This window comes from Actinoallomurus purpureus (assembly GCF_024055795.1).
GTDB classification, from domain to species: domain Bacteria; phylum Actinomycetota; class Actinomycetes; order Streptosporangiales; family Streptosporangiaceae; genus Actinoallomurus; species Actinoallomurus purpureus.
Genome location: NZ_JAMXMY010000016.1, coordinates 33,003 through 56,861 on the forward strand (window position 1 = coordinate 33,003; position 23,859 = coordinate 56,861).

Consider the following 23,859-nt stretch of genomic DNA (forward strand, 5'->3'; position numbering starts at 1 on the left):
ATGGCGACCAGGCGGCCTCCGGACGACGCGGGTTCGCTGCCCGTCTGGCCGTTCGTCGGCCGTACGGCCCAGCTCGACGCGGTCCGCGCGGCCCTCGGTGACGGGTCCGGTTTCGGTGTCGTGGTGGCCGGCCCCGCCGGGGCGGGCAAGACCAGGCTGGCCGCCCAGGTCGGCTCCGGGGTGTCCGGCTTCGTGGTGGCGGCGGTCCGCGGCACGACGGCGGCCGCGGACATCCCCTTCGGCGCGATCGCCCACCTGCTTCCGGAGCGGTTCCCGCCCGAGGGCAGCGCCAATCCGCTCCGCTGGGCGGCCGAGGCCTTGCGTCCCCGGGCCGGCGACGCCCTGCTGCTCCGCGTCGACGACGCGCACCTGCTGGACTCCGCCTCGGCGGCGCTCATCCACCAGATGGTGCTGCACCGCGGGGCCCGCCTGCTGGCCACCGTCCGCAGCGGTGAACCCGCGCCGGATCCCATCGTCGCACTGTGGAAGGACGGTCTCGTCCGGCGCCTGGAACTCGAGCCGTTGCCGGTCGAGGAGACCGATCGGCTGCTCGGCCGGGTGCTCGGCGGACGGGTCGAGAGGGCGACCCTGCGGCGGCTGTGGCGGGTCACGCAGGGCAACCTCCTCTACCTGCGGGAATTGGTGATCGCCGGCCGTACGACCGGCACGCTCGACGAGGCCGACGGGCTGTGGCGTTGGCACGGCGACCTGTCCCTGACCCCCCGGCTCCGCGACCTCGTCGAGGCCCGGATCGGCGACGTGCACGACGACGAACGCCGGGCCCTGGAGTTCGTCGCGCTCGGCGAGCCGCTCGGCGCCGACATCCTCATCCGGCTCACGGATGCCGTGGCCGTCGAACGATGTGAGGCCCGCCAGCTGATCACGACGTTCCGCGACGGCCGCCGGCTACAGATACGCCCGGCGCATCCGCTGTACGGCGAGGTGGTCCGTGCCCGCGCGGACCCGGATCGCACCCGGGAGATGCTCGCCCGGCTCGCCGACGCCGTCGAGGCGACCGGGCCACGGCGGCGCGAGGACGCGCTCCGGGTGGCGGTCTGGCGGCTCGACGCCGGAACGGCCGGTCAGCCCCTCCCGCTGATCAGAGCGTGCCGCCTGGCGATGTCCCTCTTCGACGTCGCGCTCGCGCAACGGCTGGGCCGCGCCGCGATCGACGCCGGCGGCGGGACGGCCGCCGCGCTGCCGCTGGCCTACGCGCTCTTCTTCGACGACCGGCCGGAAGAGGCCGAGGAGATCCTGCGCCGGGCCGCGGAGGCACCCGCCACCGACCGCGATCGATCGGTCCACGCGCGGACCCGGGCGCTCGGGCTGACGTGGAGTGTGGGCGACGACGTCGACGCCCACCGGATCGTCGATGAGGCCGCGTCCTCCGTCGCCGAGCCCGCGACGCGCCAGGAACTCCTGGTCATGAGCGCCTTCATTCACTTCTTCGCCGGGCGGCCGGAGGACGCCGACCGGCAACTCGCGCGAGCGCGCCGTCTCGGCGGCGCCATGAACCCCGCCAGTGCCGCGGAGGCCGCCGTCGTCGAGGGCCTCCGTCTCACGCACAGCGGACGGACCGTACGAGCCCGGGCCGTCGCCGAGACGGCGCTGCGGGAGGTCGCGCGCTGGCGTGACGAGGCGCCCGACGCGTTCTGGAGCCTCCACTGCGTCCGCCTGCTCTCCCACCTCTTCGACGGCGATCTGGCCTCGGCCGAGCAGGTCACCGGCCTCGTTCAGCAGCACATGCGGGAGGAGTCCCCGTGGCGCCTGGGCGTGGCCGGCTTCGACGGCCATCGCGCTCAGATCCGCCTGCTGCGGGGGAAGGCGGTCGACGCGATCCGGTCGTGCCGTGACGGCATCGCCCAGCTCGGCAGTGACGGCAAGGGCTTCGCCGGGCTGTGCTTCGGTGAGCTCGCGCACGCCTCCGCGCTGCTCGGTGACGTCGAGACCGCCAGGACGGCCCTTGCCGCCGCCGAGCGGCGATCGCTCAGGACGTTCGTGCCCATCGACTTCCCCGCCGTGCTCGCCCGCGCGTGGGTGCTGGCCGCCGGCGGCGACCTCGGCGCGGCCGTGACCTCGGCCCTGGCCGCCGCCGCCTCCGCCGAGACCCATGGGCTGCTCGGCTACCGGATGTTCGCCCTGCACGACGTCGTACGCCTCGGGGCGGCCTCCCGGGTCGCCAAGGACCTGGCCCGGCTGTGCGCGACCATGGACGGCCCGCTCGCCCCGGTCTGCGCCCGGCACGCGGCCGCCGCCGTCGCCGGTGACGGCCCGGAGCTCGACGCCGTCTCCCGCGCCTTCGAGCGGATGGGCATGCTCCTGCACGCCGCCGAGGCCGGCGCTCAGGCCGCCGCCGCGTACCCCCCGGGCGATCGGGCGGGTGTCTTCGCCGCCTCCCGCGCCTGGGCCCTCGCCCAGGGCTGCCAGGGAGCCCGCACCCCCGCCCTGCGGGGCCTGATTCCTCCCCGGCTCACCGCGCGGCAACGGGAGATCGCCCGTCTCGCCGCGGCCGGGTCGAGCAACCGGGAGATCGCCGAGCGTCTCGTGCTGTCGCCCCGTACGGTCGCGAACCACCTGGTCGGCGTCTACGGCCGGCTGGGCGTCGGCGACCGCGCGGCCCTCGCCGAGCTGCTCGGCAGCCTCGACGCTTCCTGGTTTGAGTAGGGCCTACTCATGCTCCGGCCGCCCGGCGTTCCTAGCGTGGCGTTCAGCCGCCGAACCTCCGGCGGCGACACGGGGAAGGGGCAGCGATGGCCAAGCTGTACGCGTCATGGGTACCCGGGTACTCCTTCGTCGCACAGAACATGGGCACGGCGACGCTCGATCCGAAGAACCAGCCGTTCGTCGACGTCAACGGCCTGCGCGAAGGGTTCGGAGCGCACTACTACCTCAAGCCCGGCAAGTCCAACTGGTTCCACGTGGCGATTCCGACGCCGGTCATCGTCGAGGACCGCCGCGCGACCCTCGGCCGGGTCATGGTCCTGTACTCGATCACCGAGCAGTTCGGCGCCCTGCAGGCGGTGGACGTCTGGGACGGTCCCAACCGGATCCTGCACCGCGACGGGCTCAGCATCGACGGCAACCACGCCGGGGGCCTGGACGCCTTCAACACCTGGAACGTCAACCACGACGGGATCGCCTGGGGCGTCGGCATCTCCATGCTGTTCACGTCGCCCGGGGGCGCCGACATCTACTTCGCCTCCGCGGGCGGCGACTTCTTCCACAACATCTGATCCCTCCCCGGCCGCCACGGGGGCGTCGGCCGGGGCGTTCATCGGCCCTTGCGAGAGCCGGGCCGGCACACCAGCAGACGGGGAGGTAAGCGCCATGGTCACCAGCGCATCGATCCAGGTCCTGTCCGGGCCTCGTCGAGACATCGCCCGCAGGACCAGAGGGCCGCTGGCGGCCATGGCGTGCGTCGCCATGCTGCTCTGCGGCTGCAACAGCGGCGGCTCGGGTTCGGGCGGCGGCGACCACGGCGGCTCCAGCGGAGGAGGCGGCGGAAACGGCGGTGGTGGTGGCGGGAACGGCGGTGGCGGCGGTGGCGGTGGCGGGCACCGGTACGGCTTCAGCCTGCCCTCCGGCCCGACCAGTGGCGAGCCCTTCGGGCTGACCTACAACTACATCCGCGCCGGGCAGTGCGATGATGCGCAGCAACAGCTGGACAGTCAGATCGTGGATGAGACCAGCTACTCGAAGATCCTGAGAATCGGCATCGCGGTGTGCCGAAATCACCTGGACACCGCGAAGGACGATCTCCGAACGCTCTCCCGGCCCTCTTTCGACCGGGACAGCTGGTACCTCTGCCAGCTTTACCGGGCCTCCGCCTCCGTCGTCTACCAGCGGCCAAGATCGGCGTTCGGCACCTGCCCGCCACCGCCAGTGGAGTCCCCCGATCCCTCGGGGTCGGAGGGAAGCACGGGACCGTCCGGACCTCCCGACTCCGCAGGCCCCTCCGACTCCCCGGAGGCTTCGACCGGAACGGGCGGGTGACCCGTGCCGGACGGGCGCCCAGCACGTACGGAGACCTCGACGGCACCGCCCGCCGGACCACAGGAGACGGCGACGGGAGCGGAGGCCTCTCCGCCGCCCGGCCGGGCACCCGACGCGGGAAGGCCGGCCTCGCGGCCGGACGCCGCTGAAGGCGGGACGCGGGAGATGCTGGTCTCCCGACCGCAGGAGACGGCACCCGACGCGGGCCCATCGGCATCCCCACCCGGACGGACACAGGGCACGCCGGGTTCCGAGTCGCACGAGACGACACCCGATGCCGGCGCACCGGCGCCCGATGCCGGCGTACCGGCGCCCGATCCGCGGACGGCGGGTTCGGCGGCTCCGGCTCCGGACGGGAAGGCGGCGTCGTGGGAGGGGGAGACGACGACCGGCGAGACCGACGGCGAGGGCGGGAAGGGCAACGAGATCCTCCGCTGGCTCGTCGGGATCGTCGCCAACGCCACCGTCCTGACCGCCCTGCTCGTCTTCTTCGGCTGGCAGCGCAATGACGCGCAGTCACAGGCCCTAGGGTTCGACGAGAGCATCCTCGGGATGTCCACCCGCGACTACCTCCTGCGCAGCGTCCCACCGATGCTCGTCCTGCTCCTGATCATCGCGGGGTGCGGGATGGTATGGCTCTGGTGGGACGACCGGCTCGTGCGTCGGATCCGCACCAGGGGACCTGACGACCGCGTCGTCCGGTGGACACTGCGAATCCTGCCGTTCGCCTGGCTCATCCTCCCGGGGCCCATCCGGATCCTGGGCCCCGTCTGGTACGTCTGGCGGCCCGCGGCCTTTGTCGCCTTTCCCCTCAGCATCGGCGCCAGCGCTCTCCTCCTCCTGTACGCCGCCCACCTGCGGAGCATGCTGCCCGAGGCGACCGAGCCAACACCGGGGAGAGCGCCGCTGCTGCGCGCCTTCACCGCCATCGTCGTCGGCGTGGCGCTGTTCTGGGGAACGTCGAACTACGCGACGGTCCAGGGCTACGCCATGGCGGACCGCTTCGCGACCCACATCGGGGACCTCACAAGGGTCGTGGTCTACAGCCCCAAGCGCCTATACCTCACAGCGCCGGGCGTGACGGAGACGACACTCACCGACGCCAAGGCGGCCTATCGCTACCGGTACACCGGCCTGCGGCTGAACCTTCACACCGGCGGTCACTACGTCCTCGTCTCCGACGGGTGGACCCCGAAGCACGGCGTGGTCATGCTGATCGCCGATGACGACCCCGTACGCCTGGAGTTCGTACGACGGCGGTGAGCCCTACCTCGGTTGCCCGCGACGGCCGTACCGTCGAGGGTTTTGGCACTCAGAATGACGAAAACCCTCGGCGTGAACACCGAAGATCACTCAGGGCCGACCCGGGACGGGCCGTCGCGGCACCGGCGTGGACGGCGGGCCAGGGTCGGGGCGCCGAGGGAGCGCCCCAAGCTCGGCCCAGCGAGCCCCCTTGCCGATGGGCGCCTTGCGGCGGGGCCTGGGGACTGGGGTGCTTCTCGTCAGCGGGCGGCCGGGACGGTGCGGTGTTCGCGCACGCGGGTGCGGCCGGCGGTCTCCGGGGTCTGCGCGGTGGCCGCCTTGAGGGCGGTGCGGCGCCGCAGCCAGAAGTTGTTCCGCGCCCAGTCGAGGCCATCGCGGCTGTCCGCACCGGCGAGGGGGCCGAGCACGGCGAGCGCGACGAAGATCGCGAGCATCGTCCACATGGTGATTCTCCTCTGTCATCACTGTTCTTCGTTGTTGCTCCTTACATTGTGCGCTTGATCATCGTGAAGGTCCAGCGAGCTTTACTGCATGGAATAGGTAAGATCTTCTGAATGATCGACCTGGCCCGGTTGCGCGTCCTACGCGAACTTCAGCTGCGCGGCACGGTCGGCGCGGTGGCCGACGCCCTCGGCTACAGCCCGTCGGCGGTGTCCCAGCAACTGGCCCAGCTGCACAAGGACGTCGGCGTACCACTCACCGAGCGGGTGGGACGCCGCCTGCGGCTGACCGCGGCCGGAGAGACTCTGGCCCGCGCCGCCGACGGCCTGCTGTCCCAGGCACAGCAGGCCGAAGAGGCCGCGCGTGCCGCGTCCGGGGTGGTCGCCGGAACCGTACGTGTGGTCGCCTTCCAGACCGCCCTGCTGAACCTGGTGGCGCCCGCACTGGACACGCTGTCCGCCCGCTACCCGGACCTCGTCGTCGAGGTGCTCGACGACGAGTTCGAGCGCGCCCTGCAGTCCCTCGTGCTGCAGGGGGTCGACGTGGTGATCAGCAACCAGTACGACGCCATCCGGCGGCCGCGCACCGCCGGGCTGACCGACGAACTCCTGCTCACCGAGCCGACCCGGTTGATCCTGCCTGCCGGGCACCGCCTCGCCGCCTCGGAGTCGCCGGTGCGGGTGGCCGAGCTGGCGGGTGAGGTCTGGGCGTCCGCGCATCCCGGAACGGCGCACGCCGAACTCACCGAACGGCTGTGCGTCGAGCACGGCGGCTTCCGCCCCGAGATCCGGTACCGCTCCAACGACCTGCTCGTCAGTCTCGCGCTCGCGGCCCACGGCCAGGCGATCGTGCTGGTTCCCGAGCTGGTCCGGTTCACCGACCAGTCGAGGGTCGCGGTCCGGGACCTGGCGGACACGGCCGTACGACGCCACGTCATCGTCTGGACGCGGCGCGACGGCGACGTACGGCCGTCGGTACGCGCGGTGCTCGACGCCCTGCGCTCGGCCGCCGACGAGGTGGCCGCCGTGCGCCCCGGCATCACGCGTGGCGGGTGAGCGCCGGCACCGGGGTTCCGGTCCGGCACGGGGGCTCTGGCGAAGTCCGCCTAACGGGGCCGGCGGCCTCCGCCGCCGGCGGCGTCGCGTTCGCGGCGGATGGTCGGCTTGCGGCCCTTGATGGTGGTCCTGCGCAGGGCCTTGATCACGTCTTCGGCCGCGGACTCGGGGATCTCGACCAGGGAGAACCGATCTGCGATCTCGATCGTGCCGATGTCCCGCCCCGCCAGGCGCGACTCGCCGGCGATGGCGCCGACCAGGTCCTGCGGCCGGATCCCGGCGCTGCGGCCCGCACCGACGAACAGCCGCGTCATGCCCTCCGCGGGGCCACGGCGGTCGCGGCGGCCGCCGTCCCGGCGATCGCGGCCGTCCCGCCCGTCGCGCCGATCACCGTCGCGGCCGGGCTTGTAGGCGACCTCCGGGATCTCCTCCTCGTCGACCGTGGCCCCGCTGGAGTCGTACGCGAGCTTGACCGCCGCGAGCGCCACCTCCATGACGTCGAACTCCTCGGCCAGCGGTTCGACCACGGCGAGGAACTGCTGTAGATCGTCCTCGAGGAGGCTCTCCTGCAGCGCCGCGCGGGTCAGCTCGAAACGCCGTGCCCGCAGGTCGGCGACGGTGGGGACCTTCTGGACGGCGATCCGCTGCCTGGTCTGGCGTTCGATCGCCTTGAGCATCCGGTGCTCGCGCGGCTCGGCGAGGGTGATCGCGACGCCCTCGCGGCCGGCGCGGCCGACCCGGCCGATGCGGTGGACGTACGACTCGGACGCGGAGGGGACGTTGTAGTTGACGACGTGGGTGAGCTGCTCGATGTCGAGTCCGCGCGCCGCCACGTCGGTGGCGATGAGCAGTTCGGCCGTGCCGCCCCGCAGTCGGCCCATGACCCGGTCCCGCTGTTCCTGGCTCATGCCCCCGTGCAGCGCCTCGGCGCGGTAGCCGGAGCCGTTGAGGCTCTCGGTGAGCTGGTCGACCTCCTCGCGCGTGCGGCAGAACACGATCGCGGCGGTGGGCGCCTCGACGTCGAGCAGCCGCCCGAGCGCCGCCGGCTTGTGGGCGCGGCCGACGATGTACGCCTCCTGCCGCACCTTCGGCGCCTCGCCGGGAGCCGCCGTCTCGCGGCCCATCTGGATCCGGACGGGTTCGCGCAGGTAGCGCCCGGTGATGCCCTCGATCCGCGGCGGCAGCGTCGCCGAGAACAGCACGGTCTGACGCTCCTCGGGGGTCTCCTGGAGGATCGTCTCGATGTCCTCGGCGAAGCCCATGTCGAGCATCTCGTCGGCCTCGTCGAGCACGACGACGCGGATGCCGCCCAGCTTGAGGGTGCCGCGGCCGATGTGGTCGAGGGCGCGGCCCGGCGTGGCGATCACGACGTCGACCCCCCGCTCGATCGACTTGATCTGCCATCCGATCGGCTGGCCGCCGTAGATGGGCAGGGCCCGCACGCCCATCTCACGGCCGTACCGGTGGAACGCCTGGGAGACCTGGACGGCCAGCTCCCGGGTCGGCACGAGCACGAGGGCCACCGGACCGGCGCCCCGGCCCTCCTCGGGCATCCGCTGGAGAATCGGCAGCGCGAACGCCGCGGTCTTGCCCGTCCCCGTCGCGGCCTGCCCCACGAGGTCGCTGCCCTCGATCAGCGGGGGGATCGCCTCCCGCTGGATCGGGGTGGGCTCCTCATAGCCCAGGCCGGACAGCACGTTCAGCAGCTCCGGCCGCAGTCGCAGATCCGCGAAGCTCGTCGCGCCGTCGGCCGTGCCATCGGCCGGGCTGCCGGTCACACCGTCGGCCGTGCCGCCGGTCGTGCCGTCGGACTCATTGGCGGTCATCATGAAACGTCCTTCCCAAAGCTCACCTCTACGCCTACACCGTCCCTGTCGGCACCGTTCGATCGCACCCCGGGTTGGAGCGTTCCCTGAGGGCCGGACCGGCGGGACGTGGCGCGGACGATCGCGCGCGGCCGGACAGGGCTGGAACGCTCGGGGCGGGGATGTGCCGGGGCGGCACGCCCGTCAGGGCTTGCGCCCCACGCCCCCGATCGCCCAGACGCTCCGGGGGTCGACGGTGGGTTCACCGGCGTCCGGGCGCCAGGCCGGAACATGGACGATACCGGGCTCGACGACGTGGAGGCCGTCGAAGTAGGGCTCGACCTCGGCGCGGGTGCGGACATTGCGCCGACGGGACCCGCGTACGATCTGCTCGTCCTGGTAGAGCTCGGCGAGCCGTCGGGTGACCTCGGGGCGCACGTCCGAGATGGCGTGCGTCATGACCACGTGGCTTCCGGGGGCGACCGCCCGCCGCAACCGGTCGACGATGCGCAGGACCACGTCGTCCTCGGGGATGACGGCCAGCACGCCGACCAGCACGATCCCGACCGGCCGCCGCAGGTCGATCAGGTCCGTCAACCCCGGGTGGGCGAGCAGCTCATCGGGCTCGCGCAGGTCGGCGCGGATGACGGCGGTCCGGAAGGTCTCGGCCAGCAGCGCCTCGGCGTGGTTGACGACGAGGTCGTCGTTGTCGACGTAGACGACCCTCGCGTCCGAGGCGGCGGCCTGCGCGACCTCGTGCACGGGTCCCTGGGTCGGCAGCCCGCAGCCGATGTCGACGAACTGCCGGATCCCGGTCTCCACCAGGTAGCGCACCGCGCGGTGAATGAACTTGCGAGACTCGCGCGCCATGATCGGTAGCTCGGGGGCCAGGGCGAGGGCCTGGTCGGCGGCCGCCCGGTCGGCGGCGAAGTGGTCCTTCCCGCCGAGCATGTAGTCGAGCATCCGGGCTTCGTTCGGCATCGTCGGATCGAAGCCAGGCGGCCTCGGCCCTGACTCCACCTGCGCCCCCTCACGAACCACCACGAGGAAAATACTCCCAGAATTCGGTGCCTAACGTCGGATTATCGAAGGACGGTTCACAGCGGCCCGTCCGGCAGGTCCTGCGGCCGTACGATCGTCAGGTCCTCCTTGGTCGGCGCGCCCAGGTCCGCCACCCGCTGCGCGTGCTGCTCGGTCATCCGCTGGAACACCTGCCGGGCCGCTCGGCCGTTGCCGAACCGCGCCCCGCGCGGGTAACGCTCGAAGAACTCCAGCAGGCGGGCCAGGGTCTCGTCGGGCAGGTGGTAGTCGTGCTGCCGGGACTGGTGCTGGACGATCCGGACGAGCTCCTCGGAGGAGTAGTCCTCGAAGGTCAGCGTCCGCGTGAACCGCGAGGCGAGCCCCGGGTTGGAGTCGATGAACCGCTCCATGTCCCCTGGGTAGCCCGCCGCGATCACCACGACCTCGTCGCGGTGGTCCTCCATCAGCTTGACCAGCGTGGCGATGGCCTCCTGCCCGAAGTCGTTGCTCTGCCCGTACGGCGCGAGGGCGTACGCCTCGTCGACGAACAGCACGCCGCCCAGTGCCCGCTTGAAGACCGCCTGTGTCTTCGGCGCGGTGTGGCCGACGTACTCCCCGACCAGGTCGCCGCGGTCGGTCTCGACCAGGTGTCCACTGGACAGCAGCCCCAGGGCCGCGAGGATCCGGCCGTAGAGGCGGGCGACGGTGGTCTTGCCGGTGCCGGGGTTGCCGGCGAATACCAGGTGCCGCGAGAGCGGGGGCGGCGACAACCCCACCTCCTCACGGCGCTTGACCATCTGCATCAGCTTGGCCAGCGAACCGACCTCCTGCTTGACGCGGCCCAGGCCGACCAGCCGCTCGAGTTCGGCGAGGAGGTCCGCGAGGTCCTCCTCACCCTCGCCGTTCGCGAGGGTGCCGCGGGCGGTGGCGTGCCCCGCGCCGGGCCGCAGCGCCGCGCGCTGGCTGCGTTCGGCGGCCGGCATCGCGCTGGTGGCGACGTTGCCGGTCCGGCAGTCCTGGAAGACCGGCTCGGCGCCGTCCGCGACGGTGACGTCCTCCTTGGTGTCGTGGATCAGGCAACGGCGCACGGTGGGCGTGGCGTGCGGGCCGACGTACAGCGCGGGAAAGCCCGTCTCGGAGATGTCGCAGTCCTCGAGCACGCCGGCGGCGCCCTCGTTGACGTACACGCCGTTCTTGCCGCACCGGGCGATGGTCACCGACCGGACGCGCGGCCGGGCGCCCGTCCAGATCACCAGCGCGCTGCCCTCGGTGTCGCAGATCTCGGCGTCCTCGATCCACGCATCACTGCCCTCGTCGAGGAACACCCCGGCCGAGCCGGTCCCCGAGACGCTGCCCCCGCGGATCAGCACGCCGGTGTCGGTCCCGACCTCGATTCCGGTGCGCGCCACCTCGGAGAAGTCACAGGCGTCGAGGAGGGGCCGGTGCCGGGTGGTGATCTGGGCGCCCATCTCGACGTCGCTGATCCGGCACTCGCGCAGCACGGCGTCGGCCCCCTCCACCGACACCCCGGCCATCCGTGCCCGCTCGATCCGGGTCCGCTCGGCGAACAGGTCGGCTCGCTCGTCGACCCGGACGCCGTGCTCGGGCGTCTCCCGGATGTGGCAGTCCTGCAGCGTGGCCCGCGCGCCGCCGCCGAGGTGGACGGCCGTGAACGCCGTCCTGGCGATCTCGCACTCCATCAGGGACACGACCGCGTCGCCCTTGCAGTGCACCCCGTTTGCCGCCGACCGGGCGAACACCGACCGGCGGGCGCGCACGGTGGCCGCGCCGGTGACGACCAGCGCCGTTCCGGTGACGTCGACGGCGCGCACGTCCTCCAGCTCCAGCCGGCACGACCCGGTCGCCATGATCGCCACGGCGTCGGTCTCGCGGACCTGGCAGTCCTTCAGCCGGGCGACGGCCTCGCCGCGTACGAGCACGCCCTCGGCCTTGGTGCGGACGATCTCGCACCCCTCCAGCCGGACGCGGCGGTCGTCCAGCCCGGCCGAGGCGCCCTCGGCCTCGTCGTCCCGGGGGACGGTGGTGGCAGGCGTCTGCTCCGCCGCGCCCGCGGAGTCCTCCAGGCGCACTCCCTGCGCGCCGGAGTCGTACAGTTTGCAGCCCCGGACGGAGGCGTACGCGGCTCCTCCGATGACCAGCGCGGCCTCCCCGGACCCGCGGATCTGGCAGTCGGTGAACAGCCCGTCGGCACCGCCGCTCAGCTGCAGGCCGGGGCCGTGTGCCCGGTCGACGACGGTGCGGACGCACTCGACCTGGGCGGTGCCGTCGAGCCGCACGCCCGCACCGGCCACGGACCGTACGGTGCAGTCCGCGATGATCCCCTTGCTGGTGCCCGACACGCGCACGCCCGTGCGACCGGCGTCGCGCACGGTGCATCCGCGCAGCGTGAAGGTCGCGTCGGTGAGGGTGACGCCGCCACCGCTGATCTCGCAGCGTTCGATCACCGGGGCGCCGGATCTGCCGAGCACGGCGACGTCCGACGACGCGGGCGCCTCGAGTGTCAGGTCGCGCACGGTGGCCGAGCAGTCGTGCAGGCTGAGCGCTGGCCCGTGCGGCGAGACGACGCGGACCGTGCCCGCCCCCTTGGCCGCGACGATCGTGACGTTCCGGTCGACGATGAGCGCCTCGTTGTAGACGCCGGGCTGCACGGAGACCACCGCGCCGTCGGCGGCGGCCCGCACGGCGGCGCCGATCGTGCGGTGCCCGCCCCAGGCTCCCGGCGCGACGCGCTGCCAGCCCGTCTTGACACGGAACTCCTCACGATCCGTGTTCCCTGGCATACCCACAAGATCAAGCTTGCCAGGCTCACCTGCCACACGCGAGTGCCGTGGTTTCACGATTCCAGTACCGGACCGATTCACTCGGATCACGATGTGGTGATTGTCACCGCGCGGTTCCAGCGGGTGAGATCATGCCTTATGGCCTACCGTGTGCGACCGCCTGGCTACCCGAGCCGGGCGAGCATGCCGAACCGCAGGACCGTCCTGCTGGCGGGCCTCGGGCCGGCCGCCCTGGCCGGTCTGGGCGCGGTCGGCGGCTGTGCGCTGACCGGCGCCGGGGACGGCTACCGGAAGGGGCCGCTGCCGATCGCGGCCGGGCTCGGGGACGGGGTCTACTACCTGTACGGGCAGCGGCTCGCCCGGCTCATCGGCGACGGCCTCCCGGGCGTGCGCGTCTCGGTCGACGTCACGACCGGATCCGTGGACAACCTGCGACGTCTGCGGTCGGGCCGGGACCGCTTGGCGTTCGTGGCGGCGGACGCCGCCGCCACGACGGTGCCCGGGTCCAGCGTGCCGATCCGGGCACTGGCCCGGCTGTACGACGACTACGTCCACCTGGTGGTCTCCGGGTCGTCGGGGTTCCGGTCGATCGGCGACCTACGCGGCCGTCGCGTCTCGGTCGGCGCGAAAGGATCGGGCGTGGAACTCGTGGCCCGGCGGGTGCTGACCGACGCCGGGCTCGCCGGACGCGGCGACATCCAGGAGTTCCAGATGGGCCTGAACGACTCCGCGGCCACGCTGCGCACGGGCCTGATCGACGCGTTCTTCTGGTCCGGGGGCCTGCCCACGACCGGGATCGCCGCGCTGGCCGAGCAGCTGCCGCTCAGGCTGATCCCGCTGGGCGGCCTGGCACCGGCGATCCGCCGGCGCTACGGTCCGTACTACCGAGCCGCGACGATCCCCGGCGGCACGTACGTGAACGTCGAGGAGACCCAGACCTTCGCCCTGGCCAACTTCCTGGTCGCCCCGGCCTCCCTCGACGACGGGCTCGCCTACCGCGTGACCGAGATCCTGATCCGCGACCGGGACGCCATCGCGGCGGCCGTGCCCTCGGCGGAGCTGCTCGACGTGCGCGACGCCGTCCAGACCGATCCGGTGCCGCTGCACCCGGGGGCGGTGCGGTACTACCGGTCGATCAAACTCTGACGGCGGACACCGCCATGGTCACCCGCAGGCCCGCCCCCTCGGCGGCGGCGATTTCCAGCCGGCCGCCGCTCGCCTCGAGGAGCGTACGGGCGACCGACAGGCCCAGCCCGGAACCGTCGACGTTCTGGTGGCCGGGACTGCGCCAGAAGCGGTCGCCGATGCGGGCGAGCTCCTCGGGCGGCAGGCCGGAACCCTCGTCGGTGACACGGATCTCGACGTCATGCCCGGACTCGGCGACCTCGACGGTGACGGCCGACCCCTCCGGAGAGAACTTCAGCGCGTTGTCAATGACCGCGTCGAAGGCGCTCCCCACGCCGGTGGGGTCGGCCGCGCCGAGCACCGGCCCCTCCCAACTCCGGCGGACGTCGATGGCCCGCTGGTCGGCGACGACCTGCCAGGCGGTGACACGCTCATCGACGAGCACCGCCACATCGATGGTCTCCACCGTGGCGCCGCCCTCCTCGGCCAGGGCCAGCTCCAGCAGGTCGTCGAGGACCCGCGTGAGACGCTGCGCCTCCTGCCGGAGGTCCCGCATCTCCTCCTCCGACCCCGGCGGCAGGGACAGCGCCAGGCCCTCCAGCCGCAGCATGACGGCCGACAGCGGGTTGCGGAGCTGGTGTGAGGCGTCGGCCGCGAAGGCGCGCTGGCGTTCCATCGCGGCCTCGACCTTCTGCACCATCTCGTTGAACGACGTCGTGAGGCGGCGCAGCTCGGGCGGGCCGGTGGCACCCGGCACGCGCACGTCGAGCCGTCCCGTCGCGATCGTGTGGGTCACCGCGTCCAGCGCGCGCACCGGGCGCAGGACCCAGGTGGCCAGCAGGTGGGCGAGGGCCAGGAACAGCAGGACCGCGACGGCCTCCACGGCGGCGAGCAGCGCCCAGTCCCGGGTGACGGCGGCCCGCATGCGGCCCGTGGGCGAGACCGTGACCACGGCGCCCACGACGTCGCCGTTCCGCCTCACCGGCGCGGCCACGACGAGCGGGCGGTCGTCCCACGGCCAGATCGTGCGGGTCTCGGCGCTGTGCCGGCCCGCGAACGCCTGCCGCAGCGCGGCCGGAACGTCCCCCGTCTCGTTGCCGGGATAGCGGGGTGTGCTGATCCAGGCCAAGCGTTGGCGGTCGACCACCGCCGCGGAGGTCCCGTAGACCTCGTGATAGCGCGTGAGCTCGGCGCCGATGTCGGAGGACGACGCGCCGAGGGGAGCGACGACCACGAGGGCCGCGAACCGCGTCGTGTCGTCCAGGCGGTCCTGGAACAGCGACTCCTGGTGCTGCCGGACGATGCTCGTGGCCAGCGGGACACCGAGCGCGAGCAGGCTGCAGACCACGAGGGTGTTGAGGATGAGGATGAGGCGAGCGCGCACGGGCGGATCAGGGGTGGGAGGGCGCGGGTCGTGGGTCTCCCGCCGGCGGGCCGCCGTCCGCGGTGGCGCGATAGCCCACCCCGCGTACGGTCTGGATCGCGCCGGGCACCCTCAGCTTGGCCCGCAATGAGGCGATGTGGACCTCCAGGGTCCGCTGGTTGCCCTGCCAGCTCGTCCGCCACACCTCGCTGATCAGCTGATCACGGGGGCAGACGACGCCGGGCCGGCGGGCGAGCACCGCGAGCAGGTCGAACTCCTTGCGGGTCAGGGCCGCCGGCACCCCGTCGACGCTGACGACCCGGCGCAGCCGGTCCAGGTGGATCCGCCCGGCGATCAGCGTGTCCGCGGGCGGCTCAACCGGACGGGCGCCGTCATGTCGCGCGGTCCGCCGGCTCACGACGTGGATCCGCGCGATCAGCTCCCCGACGTCGTACGGCTTGACCACGTAGTCGTCGGCGCCCAGGTGGAGGCCGTGGATGCGGGAGCGCACGTCGGCCCGCGCGGTCACCATGATGATCGGGGTGTCGCGGACCGCGCGGATGCGGCCGCACAGCTCGAACCCGTCGCGGTCGGGCAGGCCGAGGTCCAGCAGGATGACGTCCGGCTCTCCGCTGAGGCGTTCGAGGGCCTCACCGGCGGTGCAGGCCGGCTCCACCTCGAAACCGTGCCTCCGGAGCACCGAGCACAGCGCGGCGGCGACGCGCACGTCGTCCTCCACGACGAGTAGCCGCATCACCGCTCCTTTCCGGGGCCACGTACCGACATCGTCCAATCGCACACCGTACCGGGCCGCTAGGGCCTGTCTCAAAGTCCCCGTCCGTAGCGAGCGGTGTCCAGGTGGTGCCTCGTAAGGCGGAGGAGGGAGTCAGCCTGGTGTTGGCTGGCGACTCCTCCCGGGGCCCCCGCGGAAACGCGCCGGGTCGGCGAAGCCGTCCCTCGCGTTTTCGTGGGGTGGGGCGACAACGCGGCGAGGCGCCGCCTGGGCGCCGCGCAGTAGGACAGCGGGGCTTTGAGACAGGCCCTAAGGGGAAACGTTCCGGGCCCTCCCGACGGAGGGCCCGGAACGCGTGCACCCGGCCGGTCAGCCGACCGGGGCGAGATCGGCTTCCCTCGCCGCCAACTCCCCGGCGACCTCACGCGACGGCCCGGCCCAGCCACTGCGGACACCCCAGGCGTAGAAGCCCAGCGAGGTGACCGCGACGACCGCCATGTCCACGCCGTACGGAAGGACGCCGTGGCCGCCGAACTTCGCGCTGCCCAGCGCGGACAGCAGGACCATCCAGCCCAGGTAGACGACGAGCCAGATCCCGGCCCTCAGGTGCGGCGCCCACCCGGCGAACCGCTGCCGCCAGCCGTAGTAGACGTAGAGCGGCAGCCCGAGGGCCATGATCCCGATCACCTCGCCGGTCAGCGGCCACGTCGACCAGAACAGCAGCAGCGAGGCGAACATGAACCCGGCCGGAGCAATGATCTTCAGCGCCGGCGCACGGGCGGGCCGCCGCAGGTCCGGACAGGTGCGGCGCAACACCATGGCCGACACGGGCCCGGTCACGTACGAGATGACGGTCGCGACCGAGATGACCGAGGCGAGCGAGCCCCAGCCCCGGAACGTGAACAGGAAGACGAAGGAGACCGCGAGGTTGAACCACATCGCCGGCTGCGGGATGCCGTACTTCGGGTGGACGTAGCCGAGGATCTTCGGGAAGTAGCCGTTCTCCTTCATGCCCTGGATCATCCGCGCCGTGGAGGCGGTGTAGGTCATGCCCGTGCCGGACGGGGAGATGAACGCGTCGGCGTACAGCGTGACGGCCAGCCAGTTGAGGTTCCACGCCATCGCCAGGTCGGCGAACGGCGAGTTGAAGTTGATTCCGGACCAGCCGTGCCCGAGCAGGTGGCCGGGGACCGCGCCGATGAACGCCGTCTGCAGGCCCACGTACACGACCGCCGCGATGACCAGCGAGCCGATCAGCGCGATCGGCACCGCACGGCCGGGGTTGCGTGCCTCACCGGCCAGGTTGATCGGGCTCTGGAAGCCGTTGTAGGCGAACACGACGCCCGAGGTCGCGATGGCGCTGAGCACCGCCGCCCAGCCGTACGGGGCGAAGCCGCCGTGGTGCGTGAAGTTGCCGCCGTGGAAGCCGGAGGCGACCAGCCCGATGACCGTCAGCGCCGGGATGGCGAACTTGACGATCATGATGAAGTTGTTCGCCATCGCGTACAGCTTGACGGTCCAGTAATTCAGCAGGAAGTAGACGATCACCAGGCCCGCGGCGATCGCCAGGCCCGCCGGATGGAGCTCCTTGCCGTCGTACAGGCCCTTGGCCCAGTGCCACTTCCACGAGCTCATGTACTGCACGGACGCCTCGGCCTCGATCGGGATGACCGAGACGATCGCGATCCAGTTCGACCAGCCGCCCATGTAGCCGACGAGCGAGCCGTGGGAGTAGTGCGCGTAGCGGACCATGCCCCCGGACTTGGGGAACAGCGATCCGAGCTCCATGTACGACAGCCCAATGAGGATCATGATGCCCGCGCCGATGACCCACGCGAGGAGGGCCGCGGGCCCGGCGACCTGCGCGGCCTTCCAGGAGCCGAACAGCCAGCCGGAGCCGATGATCGAGCTGAGCCCGACCATGAGAAGCGAGAACGTTCCGAGTCGCCGCCGGTTGTCACCGGTGGACGCGGACCCGGGCGTGGGTGACGCGGTCGCCATGGATCACTCCATAATTCGTTGCGCGCTTTCGCGGGGAAAGAAGAGGCTGTCTCGCAAGATTTGGTCGAGGATCCCCCCACGCGGGGACCCGACCCAAGACGTTTGAGCGAGATCTGAGGTTCCACGGTGCCGACATCGGAAAAGCCGGGACATTTGACCGCTCGTCGGCCGCGCCTCAGGTGACAGGTCCTGCTGCGCGGCCCGTTCGTGCCAGCTGAGCGATCAGTCGGTCAAGCCGCGCGCCAGCTTGACCGAGTGCAGCAGCGGCGCAGTGCCCTGGCTGACGACCGCCACCTCATCGGGTGAGATTCCCAGTGCGTCGGCCGCGCGGCACTGGATGGTTGCATACCCGGCGCTCACCTCGGCCAGCAGGCGGATGGTCGCCTGGCCGCCGTGGTGGCGGATGAGGGCACAACGGCGGCGACGACCTGCTCCCGGCCCACCCTTACAGGTACCGCCGGATTTGATCACGTGGCGTGGTTACCATCGCCGGGTGACCACGCCGCAGTCCGTGCAGCAGGCCGCGACAGCCGTACGCCCTCGCTGGGATGAGCTTCCCGCACCGCTCCGGGACGGCCTGGCCGAGCTGCTCGGCGAAATCACCACGGTGGAGATTCAGGGCGGCGGGTTCACCCCGGGCCTGGCTGCCCGAATCCAGCTTGCCGACGGCGAGCGCGTATTCGCCAAGGGCATCCCTGCCGCTCATCCGCTGGCCGGGAAGTACCGTGACGAGGCCGCGACCACTCGGAGGCTTCCGGCGGCAACGCCCGCTCCGCGGCTACGTTGGGACGGCCAGATCGCCGACTGGGTGGTGCTCGTCTTGGACGACCTGGACGCCCGGCACGTGGACCTCTCGCCCGGCTCGCCGGATGCATCCCGGGTCGTGGCCATGGTCGCCGGCCTGGCGGATGTCCTGACCCCCTGCCCCATCGACGCGCCCGCCGCCGAGCTTGAGCTCGCCGACCTCGTTCACGGCTGGGACGCCCTTGCCGAAGCGTCTGCCGCCGATCTGGACGAGTGGACCCGGCGCCACCTGAGCGACCTGGCCGCGCTCGAAACCGACTGGCTCGCGGCAGCCGGCGGCACCACGCTGGTCCACGGCGACGTCAACGCCTCCAACCTTCTCATCGACCGCGCCGAGGGCGTGTGTCTGATCGACTGGGCGCAGCCGGTGCGCGGCGCGACCTGGCTGGATGTCGTCGACCTCGTACCCCACCTGATCCTGGCCGGGCACACACCCGCCGAAGCAGAAGCCGTTCTCGCCGACGTACCGGCCTGGCGAGACACCGCTCCAGCGGTCATCACGAGCTACGCCGCCGCGTTCGCCGGATACTGGGAGCGCAGCTCACTCCGGCCGGCACCGCCTGGAGTTCCCTATCTTCGCGCCCATCAGGCCCGAGCCGCTCGAGCAGCGATCGCCTGGACGATGCACCGCACCGGTTGGGCGTGACCGAACGCGGTCAGCAGCCGATGCGCGACCCGTTGACCGCCACGTCGTCGAACCACAGGGCGCATCTGCTCCTGCCAACAGTGTCGGCACGGTGTGAATGGTGACGTCCATGAAGTCACGCTGGTTGCGGCTCGGTGACCGGCGCTTCTCGATTCCTGATCGGCCTGGTCACCTGCTTCGCCACACACGACGGAATCCCCGCCGCAGCGCCCGTCGTCTGGCGCCGGTAGGCGCTGGGCGGCATACCGACCAGCTCGGTGAAGCGCGTGCTGAAGGTGCCCAGCGACGAGCATCCGACCGCGAAACAGACCTCGGTGACGCTGAGGTCGCCCCGGCGCAGCAGCGCCATCGCACGTTCGATGCGCCGCGTCATCAGATAGGCGTACGGCGACTCGCCGTAGGCGAGCCGGAACTGGCGGCTGAGGTGCCCGGCCGACATGTGCACGCCGCGGGCGAGCGCCTCGACGTCCAGCGGCTGCGCGTACTCCCGGTCGATCCGATCCCGAACGCGGCGCAGCCGCGCGAGGTCGCTCTGGCGCTGCGCCGCGGTGAGTGCGCGGCCCCACGAGGGGTGACACATGAGAGAACTCCTTTCATCGATGTCCGCGAGCAGCTGGGTTACCTGCCGAGGTAGCCGCTGCGATGCCGAGCCCGGTGTCGTGGCCGAGCCCGCAGCCGGCAGAGGCCGGTGCGGGCGCGCATGTTAGTTGTGCCGCGCCACCCGGCTCAAAGCGATGCGGTCTCTGATGCGGTCTCCCACGCGAACCCGTCCGGATCGGTGAAGGGCCCGGCATCGCTGCCGATCATGATCCGGTGCGATCCGGTGCCGTCGGGAGAGACACCGGCGTCCTTGGCAAGGGCCCGGCGCCCGTAGAGCGCCAGTTTGACGGGACTCGACGGAGTGGCGAACTCGACGTACTTGCGGCCGAAGCTCTTCGCCACGGCGAGGCCGCGGTCAACGTAGAACCGCTTGCTCGCGGCCACGTCCGCGACTCCCAGTAGGAGCACGATCTCCTCGATCTGCCGAGTGGCCGGGCCGGTGTCCTTCTTCGCCGAGGTCGCGACCTTCCAGATCGTCCCGTCCGGGGCTTGTACGACGCCTCCATAGCCCCAGAGCGACTTCACGGCCGGCTTCAGCGGCGAGGCGCCGGCGTCGAGGGCGGCGTCGATGAGGCCGTTGACGGTGGCGGGCTGGGACACCGTGAGCGACATCGTGAACCCGCGGAAGCCGGTCGTCGGCGCCTCCGAGGCCCGCAGGCGTATCTGAGTGCCCAAACCGAAGGCTTCGGCGTAGAAGCGGTTGGCGGCGGTGGGGTCGGCCGCCTCAAGGGTGACGGATTCGAAGGAAGTCATGGTGATGAGCCTAGGAACGGCACCGTGACTTGCGCTTCTCGATTCCTGACCGGTCTGGTCACCTGTTTCGTCACACGACGGAATCCGCGCCGCCGCGTGGCGCGGTCAGCAGCCGATGCGCGAGCCGTTGACCGCCACGTCGTCGAACCACAACGTGTCCCGCGCGCCGCCGTAGCTCTCCCAACCCAGGCGCAGGTCGGTGGGGCGCGGGCGCCAGTTCGCCCGGCTCAGCCACTGGCGGTCGACGTCCGGGGTCGGGGTGCCGTCCAGGTGGAGTCCGCTCACCTCGGTGCCGTTTAGCCAGGTGCTCATCGTGCCGTTCGTCCCGTTGATGGCGAACTCCAGGCAGGACCACTGGTTCACCGGAAGCGGCACGCTCATCGCGACCCCGGCCGGGCTCTGCTCGGGCAGCGTCGCGTCGTCGGACTCACGGTTCCACTGCAGCGCCTGGTTCTGCCCGCCCAGCCGCAGGTGCTTGCCGCCGTCGGCCGCGTCGGTGAGGGTCGTGAAGGCGACGTGCCCGGCCGGCAGCGCCTGGGCGTGCCGCACGTAGTAGCGGACGTACAGCACCGAGCCGGCCGCAGCCACGCCCGTCGTGTTGACCGCGAACGCGTGGTCGCAGTAGGTCGCGCCGCCGTCGACGCGGATCGACGTGCTGCCGCTGTGGGCCTGCGTGTGGTCGACGGCGACGGTGCCGGTGCCCTGGCAGTCCGGGTACGACGGCTGCCAGGCACCGGACAGAGTCGTGCCGGTCTGGTCCTCGAAGCCATCACAGAACGCGGCCTGGGCGCACGGCGTCGGGGTCGGAGTGGGAGTCGGTGTCGGAGTACCGTCACCGTCGCAGCGTGCGCCGTTGAGCGCGAAGTCGCCCGGGACCGCGTTCTGGCCGCTGAACGTCGCCTGGAGGCCGAACGTCGTCGACCCGCCCGTCGCGAGGGTGCCGTTGTAGCCGCTGTCGCGGGCGGTCACGGCCTGCCCGGCCTGGGTGACCTGGGCGTTCCAGGCGGAGGTGACCTTCTGGTCCCCGGCGAACGTCCAGGTCAGCGTCCAGCTCGTGACGGGCGCGGCGTTGTTGGTGACCGTGACCTGCGCGGTGAAGCCACCCGTCCACTGGTTGAGGGAGTAGGCCACCGCGCAGGGCGAGGCGGCGGACGCCGACCGGGTTCCCGGGAGGCCGAAGGCGAGCGACACCATGAGGACGACCGCCCCCAGCACCGCCGGGACCGCCCCGTACGGGAAACGCCGGGACGTCGTGGATCGGGTGTTCGCTGGACCGGCCATGGAAACTCCTCACCGGGGGCGGCGCGTACGCACCAGAGTGCGAGCACCTCATCCGCCCGGCAAGGATCTTCCACGTTCTTTCACGACCGGCCGGAGCGGCTCAGCGAGTGGGCTTCCAGCCGTGCAGGCGCATCAGGGCGGCGGCCACGTGGGCGAAGCGGTCGCCTTCGAGGATCGCGCCCTCCCGGCGGATGTCGTCCTCGTCGAGCTCGAACACGCGGTCCAGCCGCACGTACGACCCGCGGCCGTCGCGGTCCCAGCTCCCCGAGCCGAGCTCCATCCAGTCCGGGTCGTCACCGTGGTCGCGACTGGAGAGCATCATCGCGAGCAGCCGGCGCCCGTGGCGCCCGACGACCAGCAGCGGCCGGTCCTTCCCGCGCGCCGGGTCTTCCTCGTAGGGCACCCACGCCCAGACGATCTCACCGGGGTCCGCGAGCCCGTCCAGGTCCGGGGAGTATTCCAGGGTCGCGGCCCGCTCGGGGGTGTAGATCTCACGCACCGCGCCGCGGGACGGCCTCGGGTCTTCACCATGATCAAGCATCCGGGCAGCTTATCCGGCCGGATCCGGCGCGGTTCCCTCGGCCGAGGAACACGCCGGGCGGTGACCGAGGCGGAGGCCGGCGATCATCTGGGCGACGTAAGCGTCGTCCGGGGGCGCCTCACCGAGCAGCAGCCTCGTGAACGCCTGGTTGACGCAGGCGCCGAGGAGGAGCCGGGCGGCGGCCACGCAGTCGACGTCCGCCGCGATCCGCCCGAGCGCGCGCTCCCCGGCGAGGTAACCCGCGACGGCGTCGTACGCCGCCTGCGGTCCCAGGTCATGGGTCTGGAGGGCCTGCCGAAGCCGCATCAGCTGGTCGGGGTTGGCAAAGACCGACACCTTCGCGGCCAGGATCTCCGTGTAGAAGCCGATGGTCGCCCGCGCGGCGGGGGCGAGGTTGCCGGCGACCTCTCCCTGGCCGACCCGCCTGTTCAGATCCTTCATGACGCGTGCGAAGACGGGCAGGCGGTCCTGCAGGAGGGCGAGGTAGAGGGTCACCGTGGACTGGTCGGACGCGTCCCCGACCGCCCGGCCGACCGCCGGCGCACCCCGAAGGATGTCGGCGGCCGCCCCGAGCACCTGATGCCGTACGGCGTCGCCGTGACCGCCCGCCGGCGAGGACCCCGCCGATTGATCATCGGTTTCCATGACGACCAAGGATCTTGCGGAGAACCGCCCTCGTCAACGCGGACGGCACCGCCGGTCGTCTCCGGGACGTCGAGGGCTCCGGGCGCGGCCTGGCGGTTCCCTGGCCGGCCAGCGTGCCGCCGAAGGCGAGGGCCATGCCGGCCAGTTGCAGCGGGGCCAGGGCCTGGCCGAGCGCCGCCCAGCCGATGACGGCGGCGGACAGCGGGCTGAGCAGGGCGAGGAAGGACACCGAGGTGGCGGGGAGGCGGGAGATGCCGCGGAACCACAGCCAGTACGCGGTGGCCGTGCCGACCGCTCCGAGGTAGAGGTAGCCCGCGACGGCACTGCCGCCGAGGGCGGGAGGCGGGCCCTCGATGAGCAGGGCGACCGGCACGAGCAGCAGCCCGCCGGCGGTGAGCTGCCAGGCGGTGAGGGTGAGCGCGCCGACGCCCTCAGGACGGCCCCAGCGCTTGGTGAGCACCGTGCCCGCCGACATGGACGCGGCTCCGGCGAGCCCGGCGAAGACCCCGACCATGTCCAGGCGCGCGTCGGCGCGCAGGACGACGAGGCCGACTCCGGCGAGCCCGGTGAACGCGGCCAACACCCGGCGGACCGTCGGCCGCTCCGTGAGCAGCAGGGCCGCGAAGGCGAGGGCGAACAGCGGACCGACCGCGCCGAGCACCGCCGCGACACCGCCCGGCAGCCGGTACGCGGCCAGGAACAGCAGGGGGAAGAACGCGCCGATGTTCAACAGCCCGAGCACCGCCGCCCGCCAGATCCACGCGCCGCGCGGGAGCGTCCGGGTGGCGACGAGCAGAGCGAGTCCGGCCGGCAGCGCCCGCATCGTCGCGGTGAACAGTGGGCGGCCGGGCGGCAGGAACTCGGTGGTGACCGCGTAGGTCGAGCCCCAGGTGAGGGGAGTCAGCGCGGTGAGGGCCAGGTCGCGGGCTTTCGGCAGGGAGACGCCGCGCCGGGCCGTGATGGCGACCATCAGATCACTCCTTATTAAG

General features: G+C 72.1%; 21 protein-coding genes. 7 read left to right on the forward strand and 14 right to left on the reverse strand.

Annotation, left to right across the window (positions count from 1 at the left end):
- The 4 genes from NE236_RS26885 (at position 1) to NE236_RS26900 (ending at position 5,256) form a co-directional block, all read left to right on the forward strand.
- Positions 1 to 2,664, forward strand: a complete 2,664-nt coding sequence (locus NE236_RS26885) for a LuxR C-terminal-related transcriptional regulator (protein WP_252844933.1) — start codon at positions 1 to 3, stop codon at positions 2,662 to 2,664.
- 86 nt (positions 2,665 to 2,750) lie between these two features.
- A complete protein-coding gene (locus tag NE236_RS26890) occupies positions 2,751 to 3,233 on the forward strand; it encodes a hypothetical protein (protein ID WP_252844934.1) in 483 nt (160 codons plus the stop codon).
- A 94-nt stretch (positions 3,234 to 3,327) separates the two neighbouring features.
- Complete coding sequence (locus tag NE236_RS26895) at positions 3,328 to 3,993, forward strand: hypothetical protein (RefSeq protein ID WP_252844935.1); 666 nt, start codon at positions 3,328 to 3,330, stop codon at positions 3,991 to 3,993.
- Between the two features lie 165 nt (positions 3,994 to 4,158).
- On the forward strand, positions 4,159 to 5,256 hold the full coding sequence (locus NE236_RS26900) for a hypothetical protein (protein WP_252844936.1): 1,098 nt from the start codon (positions 4,159 to 4,161) through the stop codon (positions 5,254 to 5,256).
- 239 nt (positions 5,257 to 5,495) lie between these two features.
- On the opposite strand, the gene NE236_RS26905 is transcribed toward NE236_RS26900, so the two are convergent.
- Positions 5,496 to 5,699, reverse strand: a complete 204-nt coding sequence (locus NE236_RS26905) for a hypothetical protein (RefSeq protein ID WP_252844937.1) — start codon at positions 5,697 to 5,699, stop codon at positions 5,496 to 5,498.
- 111 nt (positions 5,700 to 5,810) lie between these two features.
- Between NE236_RS26905 and NE236_RS26910 the strand changes: the two genes are divergently transcribed.
- Positions 5,811 to 6,752, forward strand: coding sequence for a LysR family transcriptional regulator (locus tag NE236_RS26910; RefSeq protein ID WP_252844938.1), 942 nt, complete (start codon positions 5,811 to 5,813; stop codon positions 6,750 to 6,752).
- A 50-nt stretch (positions 6,753 to 6,802) separates the two neighbouring features.
- Here NE236_RS26910 and NE236_RS26915 read toward each other — a convergent pair whose 3' ends face one another.
- From NE236_RS26915 to NE236_RS26925, 3 genes are all read right to left on the reverse strand, one after another.
- Complete coding sequence (locus tag NE236_RS26915) at positions 6,803 to 8,581, reverse strand: DEAD/DEAH box helicase (protein WP_252844939.1); 1,779 nt, start codon at positions 8,579 to 8,581, stop codon at positions 6,803 to 6,805.
- Positions 8,582 to 8,761: 180 nt separating this feature from the next.
- The gene (locus NE236_RS26920) at positions 8,762 to 9,538 is read right to left on the reverse strand and encodes an SAM-dependent methyltransferase (RefSeq protein WP_252844940.1); all 777 of its coding nucleotides are present in this window, start codon (positions 9,536 to 9,538) and stop codon (positions 8,762 to 8,764) included.
- A gap of 116 nt (positions 9,539 to 9,654) precedes the next feature.
- Complete coding sequence (locus NE236_RS26925; protein WP_252844941.1) at positions 9,655 to 12,378, reverse strand: right-handed parallel beta-helix repeat-containing protein; 2,724 nt, start codon at positions 12,376 to 12,378, stop codon at positions 9,655 to 9,657.
- Positions 12,379 to 12,561: 183 nt separating this feature from the next.
- Between NE236_RS26925 and NE236_RS26930 the strand changes: the two genes are divergently transcribed.
- A complete protein-coding gene (locus tag NE236_RS26930; protein WP_252844942.1) occupies positions 12,562 to 13,524 on the forward strand; it encodes a TAXI family TRAP transporter solute-binding subunit in 963 nt (320 codons plus the stop codon).
- On the opposite strand, the gene NE236_RS26935 is transcribed toward NE236_RS26930, so the two are convergent.
- The 4 genes from NE236_RS26935 to NE236_RS26950 form a co-directional block, all read right to left on the reverse strand.
- Positions 13,514 to 14,887 (reverse strand): sensor histidine kinase, encoded by a 1,374-nt coding sequence (locus tag NE236_RS26935; protein ID WP_252844943.1) that lies wholly within the window; start codon positions 14,885 to 14,887, stop codon positions 13,514 to 13,516. The genes NE236_RS26930 and NE236_RS26935 overlap by 11 nt on opposite strands.
- A gap of 7 nt (positions 14,888 to 14,894) precedes the next feature.
- Positions 14,895 to 15,620 (reverse strand): response regulator transcription factor, encoded by a 726-nt coding sequence (locus NE236_RS26940; protein ID WP_289850926.1) that lies wholly within the window; start codon positions 15,618 to 15,620, stop codon positions 14,895 to 14,897.
- Between the two features lie 348 nt (positions 15,621 to 15,968).
- A complete protein-coding gene (locus tag NE236_RS26945) occupies positions 15,969 to 17,600 on the reverse strand; it encodes an APC family permease (protein ID WP_252844945.1) in 1,632 nt (543 codons plus the stop codon).
- 222 nt (positions 17,601 to 17,822) lie between these two features.
- On the reverse strand, positions 17,823 to 18,071 hold the full coding sequence (locus NE236_RS26950; RefSeq protein WP_252844946.1) for a hypothetical protein: 249 nt from the start codon (positions 18,069 to 18,071) through the stop codon (positions 17,823 to 17,825).
- 22 nt (positions 18,072 to 18,093) lie between these two features.
- Here NE236_RS26950 and NE236_RS26955 point away from each other — a divergent pair, with 22 nt between their 5' ends.
- A complete protein-coding gene (locus tag NE236_RS26955) occupies positions 18,094 to 19,050 on the forward strand; it encodes a phosphotransferase (RefSeq protein ID WP_252844947.1) in 957 nt (318 codons plus the stop codon).
- A gap of 115 nt (positions 19,051 to 19,165) precedes the next feature.
- Here the strand turns inward: NE236_RS26955 and NE236_RS26960 are convergent, their stop codons facing one another.
- The 6 genes from NE236_RS26960 to NE236_RS26985 all read right to left on the reverse strand — a co-directional run bounded on the left by NE236_RS26960 (position 19,166) and on the right by NE236_RS26985 (position 23,840).
- The gene (locus NE236_RS26960) at positions 19,166 to 19,630 is read right to left on the reverse strand and encodes a helix-turn-helix transcriptional regulator (protein ID WP_252844948.1); all 465 of its coding nucleotides are present in this window, start codon (positions 19,628 to 19,630) and stop codon (positions 19,166 to 19,168) included.
- 146 nt (positions 19,631 to 19,776) lie between these two features.
- Positions 19,777 to 20,403: a VOC family protein gene (locus tag NE236_RS26965; RefSeq protein ID WP_252844949.1), complete on the reverse strand. Its 627-nt coding sequence runs from the start codon at positions 20,401 to 20,403 to the stop codon at positions 19,777 to 19,779.
- Positions 20,404 to 20,508: 105 nt separating this feature from the next.
- Positions 20,509 to 21,684, reverse strand: coding sequence for a cellulose-binding domain-containing protein (locus NE236_RS26970; RefSeq protein ID WP_252844950.1), 1,176 nt, complete (start codon positions 21,682 to 21,684; stop codon positions 20,509 to 20,511).
- A gap of 100 nt (positions 21,685 to 21,784) precedes the next feature.
- Positions 21,785 to 22,225, reverse strand: coding sequence for a type II toxin-antitoxin system PemK/MazF family toxin (locus NE236_RS26975; RefSeq protein WP_252844951.1), 441 nt, complete (start codon positions 22,223 to 22,225; stop codon positions 21,785 to 21,787).
- Positions 22,226 to 22,234: 9 nt separating this feature from the next.
- On the reverse strand, positions 22,235 to 22,870 hold the full coding sequence (locus NE236_RS26980; protein ID WP_252844952.1) for a TetR/AcrR family transcriptional regulator C-terminal domain-containing protein: 636 nt from the start codon (positions 22,868 to 22,870) through the stop codon (positions 22,235 to 22,237).
- Positions 22,857 to 23,840 (reverse strand): EamA family transporter, encoded by a 984-nt coding sequence (locus NE236_RS26985; protein ID WP_252844953.1) that lies wholly within the window; start codon positions 23,838 to 23,840, stop codon positions 22,857 to 22,859. Before NE236_RS26985 ends, NE236_RS26980 begins: the two co-directional genes overlap by 14 nt.
- Positions 23,841 to 23,859: the final 19 nt, after the last annotated feature.

What these genes read in the sequence shown, in the direction of transcription:
- NE236_RS26925 (WP_252844941.1), bottom strand. Translation starts at nt 12,378, where the DNA reads ATGCCAGGGAACACGGATCGTGAGGAGTTCCGTGTCAAGACGGGCTGG.
- NE236_RS26895 (WP_252844935.1), top strand. Translation starts at nt 3,328, where the DNA reads ATGGTCACCAGCGCATCGATCCAGGTCCTGTCCGGGCCTCGTCGAGAC.
- NE236_RS26970 (WP_252844950.1), bottom strand. Translation starts at nt 21,684, where the DNA reads ATGGCCGGTCCAGCGAACACCCGATCCACGACGTCCCGGCGTTTCCCG.
- NE236_RS26885 (WP_252844933.1), top strand. Translation starts at nt 1, where the DNA reads ATGGCGACCAGGCGGCCTCCGGACGACGCGGGTTCGCTGCCCGTCTGG.
- NE236_RS26985 (WP_252844953.1), bottom strand. Translation starts at nt 23,840, where the DNA reads ATGGTCGCCATCACGGCCCGGCGCGGCGTCTCCCTGCCGAAAGCCCGC.
- NE236_RS26960 (WP_252844948.1), bottom strand. Translation starts at nt 19,630, where the DNA reads ATGTGTCACCCCTCGTGGGGCCGCGCACTCACCGCGGCGCAGCGCCAG.
- NE236_RS26940 (WP_289850926.1), bottom strand. Translation starts at nt 15,620, where the DNA reads ATGCGGCTACTCGTCGTGGAGGACGACGTGCGCGTCGCCGCCGCGCTG.
- NE236_RS26915 (WP_252844939.1), bottom strand. Translation starts at nt 8,581, where the DNA reads ATGATGACCGCCAATGAGTCCGACGGCACGACCGGCGGCACGGCCGAC.
- NE236_RS26890 (WP_252844934.1), top strand. Translation starts at nt 2,751, where the DNA reads ATGGCCAAGCTGTACGCGTCATGGGTACCCGGGTACTCCTTCGTCGCA.
- NE236_RS26930 (WP_252844942.1), top strand. Translation starts at nt 12,562, where the DNA reads ATGCCGAACCGCAGGACCGTCCTGCTGGCGGGCCTCGGGCCGGCCGCC.
- NE236_RS26920 (WP_252844940.1), bottom strand. Translation starts at nt 9,538, where the DNA reads ATGCCGAACGAAGCCCGGATGCTCGACTACATGCTCGGCGGGAAGGAC.
- NE236_RS26945 (WP_252844945.1), bottom strand. Translation starts at nt 17,600, where the DNA reads ATGGCGACCGCGTCACCCACGCCCGGGTCCGCGTCCACCGGTGACAAC.
- NE236_RS26905 (WP_252844937.1), bottom strand. Translation starts at nt 5,699, where the DNA reads ATGTGGACGATGCTCGCGATCTTCGTCGCGCTCGCCGTGCTCGGCCCC.
- NE236_RS26980 (WP_252844952.1), bottom strand. Translation starts at nt 22,870, where the DNA reads ATGGAAACCGATGATCAATCGGCGGGGTCCTCGCCGGCGGGCGGTCAC.
- NE236_RS26900 (WP_252844936.1), top strand. Translation starts at nt 4,159, where the DNA reads ATGCTGGTCTCCCGACCGCAGGAGACGGCACCCGACGCGGGCCCATCG.
- NE236_RS26965 (WP_252844949.1), bottom strand. Translation starts at nt 20,403, where the DNA reads ATGACTTCCTTCGAATCCGTCACCCTTGAGGCGGCCGACCCCACCGCC.
- NE236_RS26910 (WP_252844938.1), top strand. Translation starts at nt 5,811, where the DNA reads ATGATCGACCTGGCCCGGTTGCGCGTCCTACGCGAACTTCAGCTGCGC.
- NE236_RS26975 (WP_252844951.1), bottom strand. Translation starts at nt 22,225, where the DNA reads ATGCTTGATCATGGTGAAGACCCGAGGCCGTCCCGCGGCGCGGTGCGT.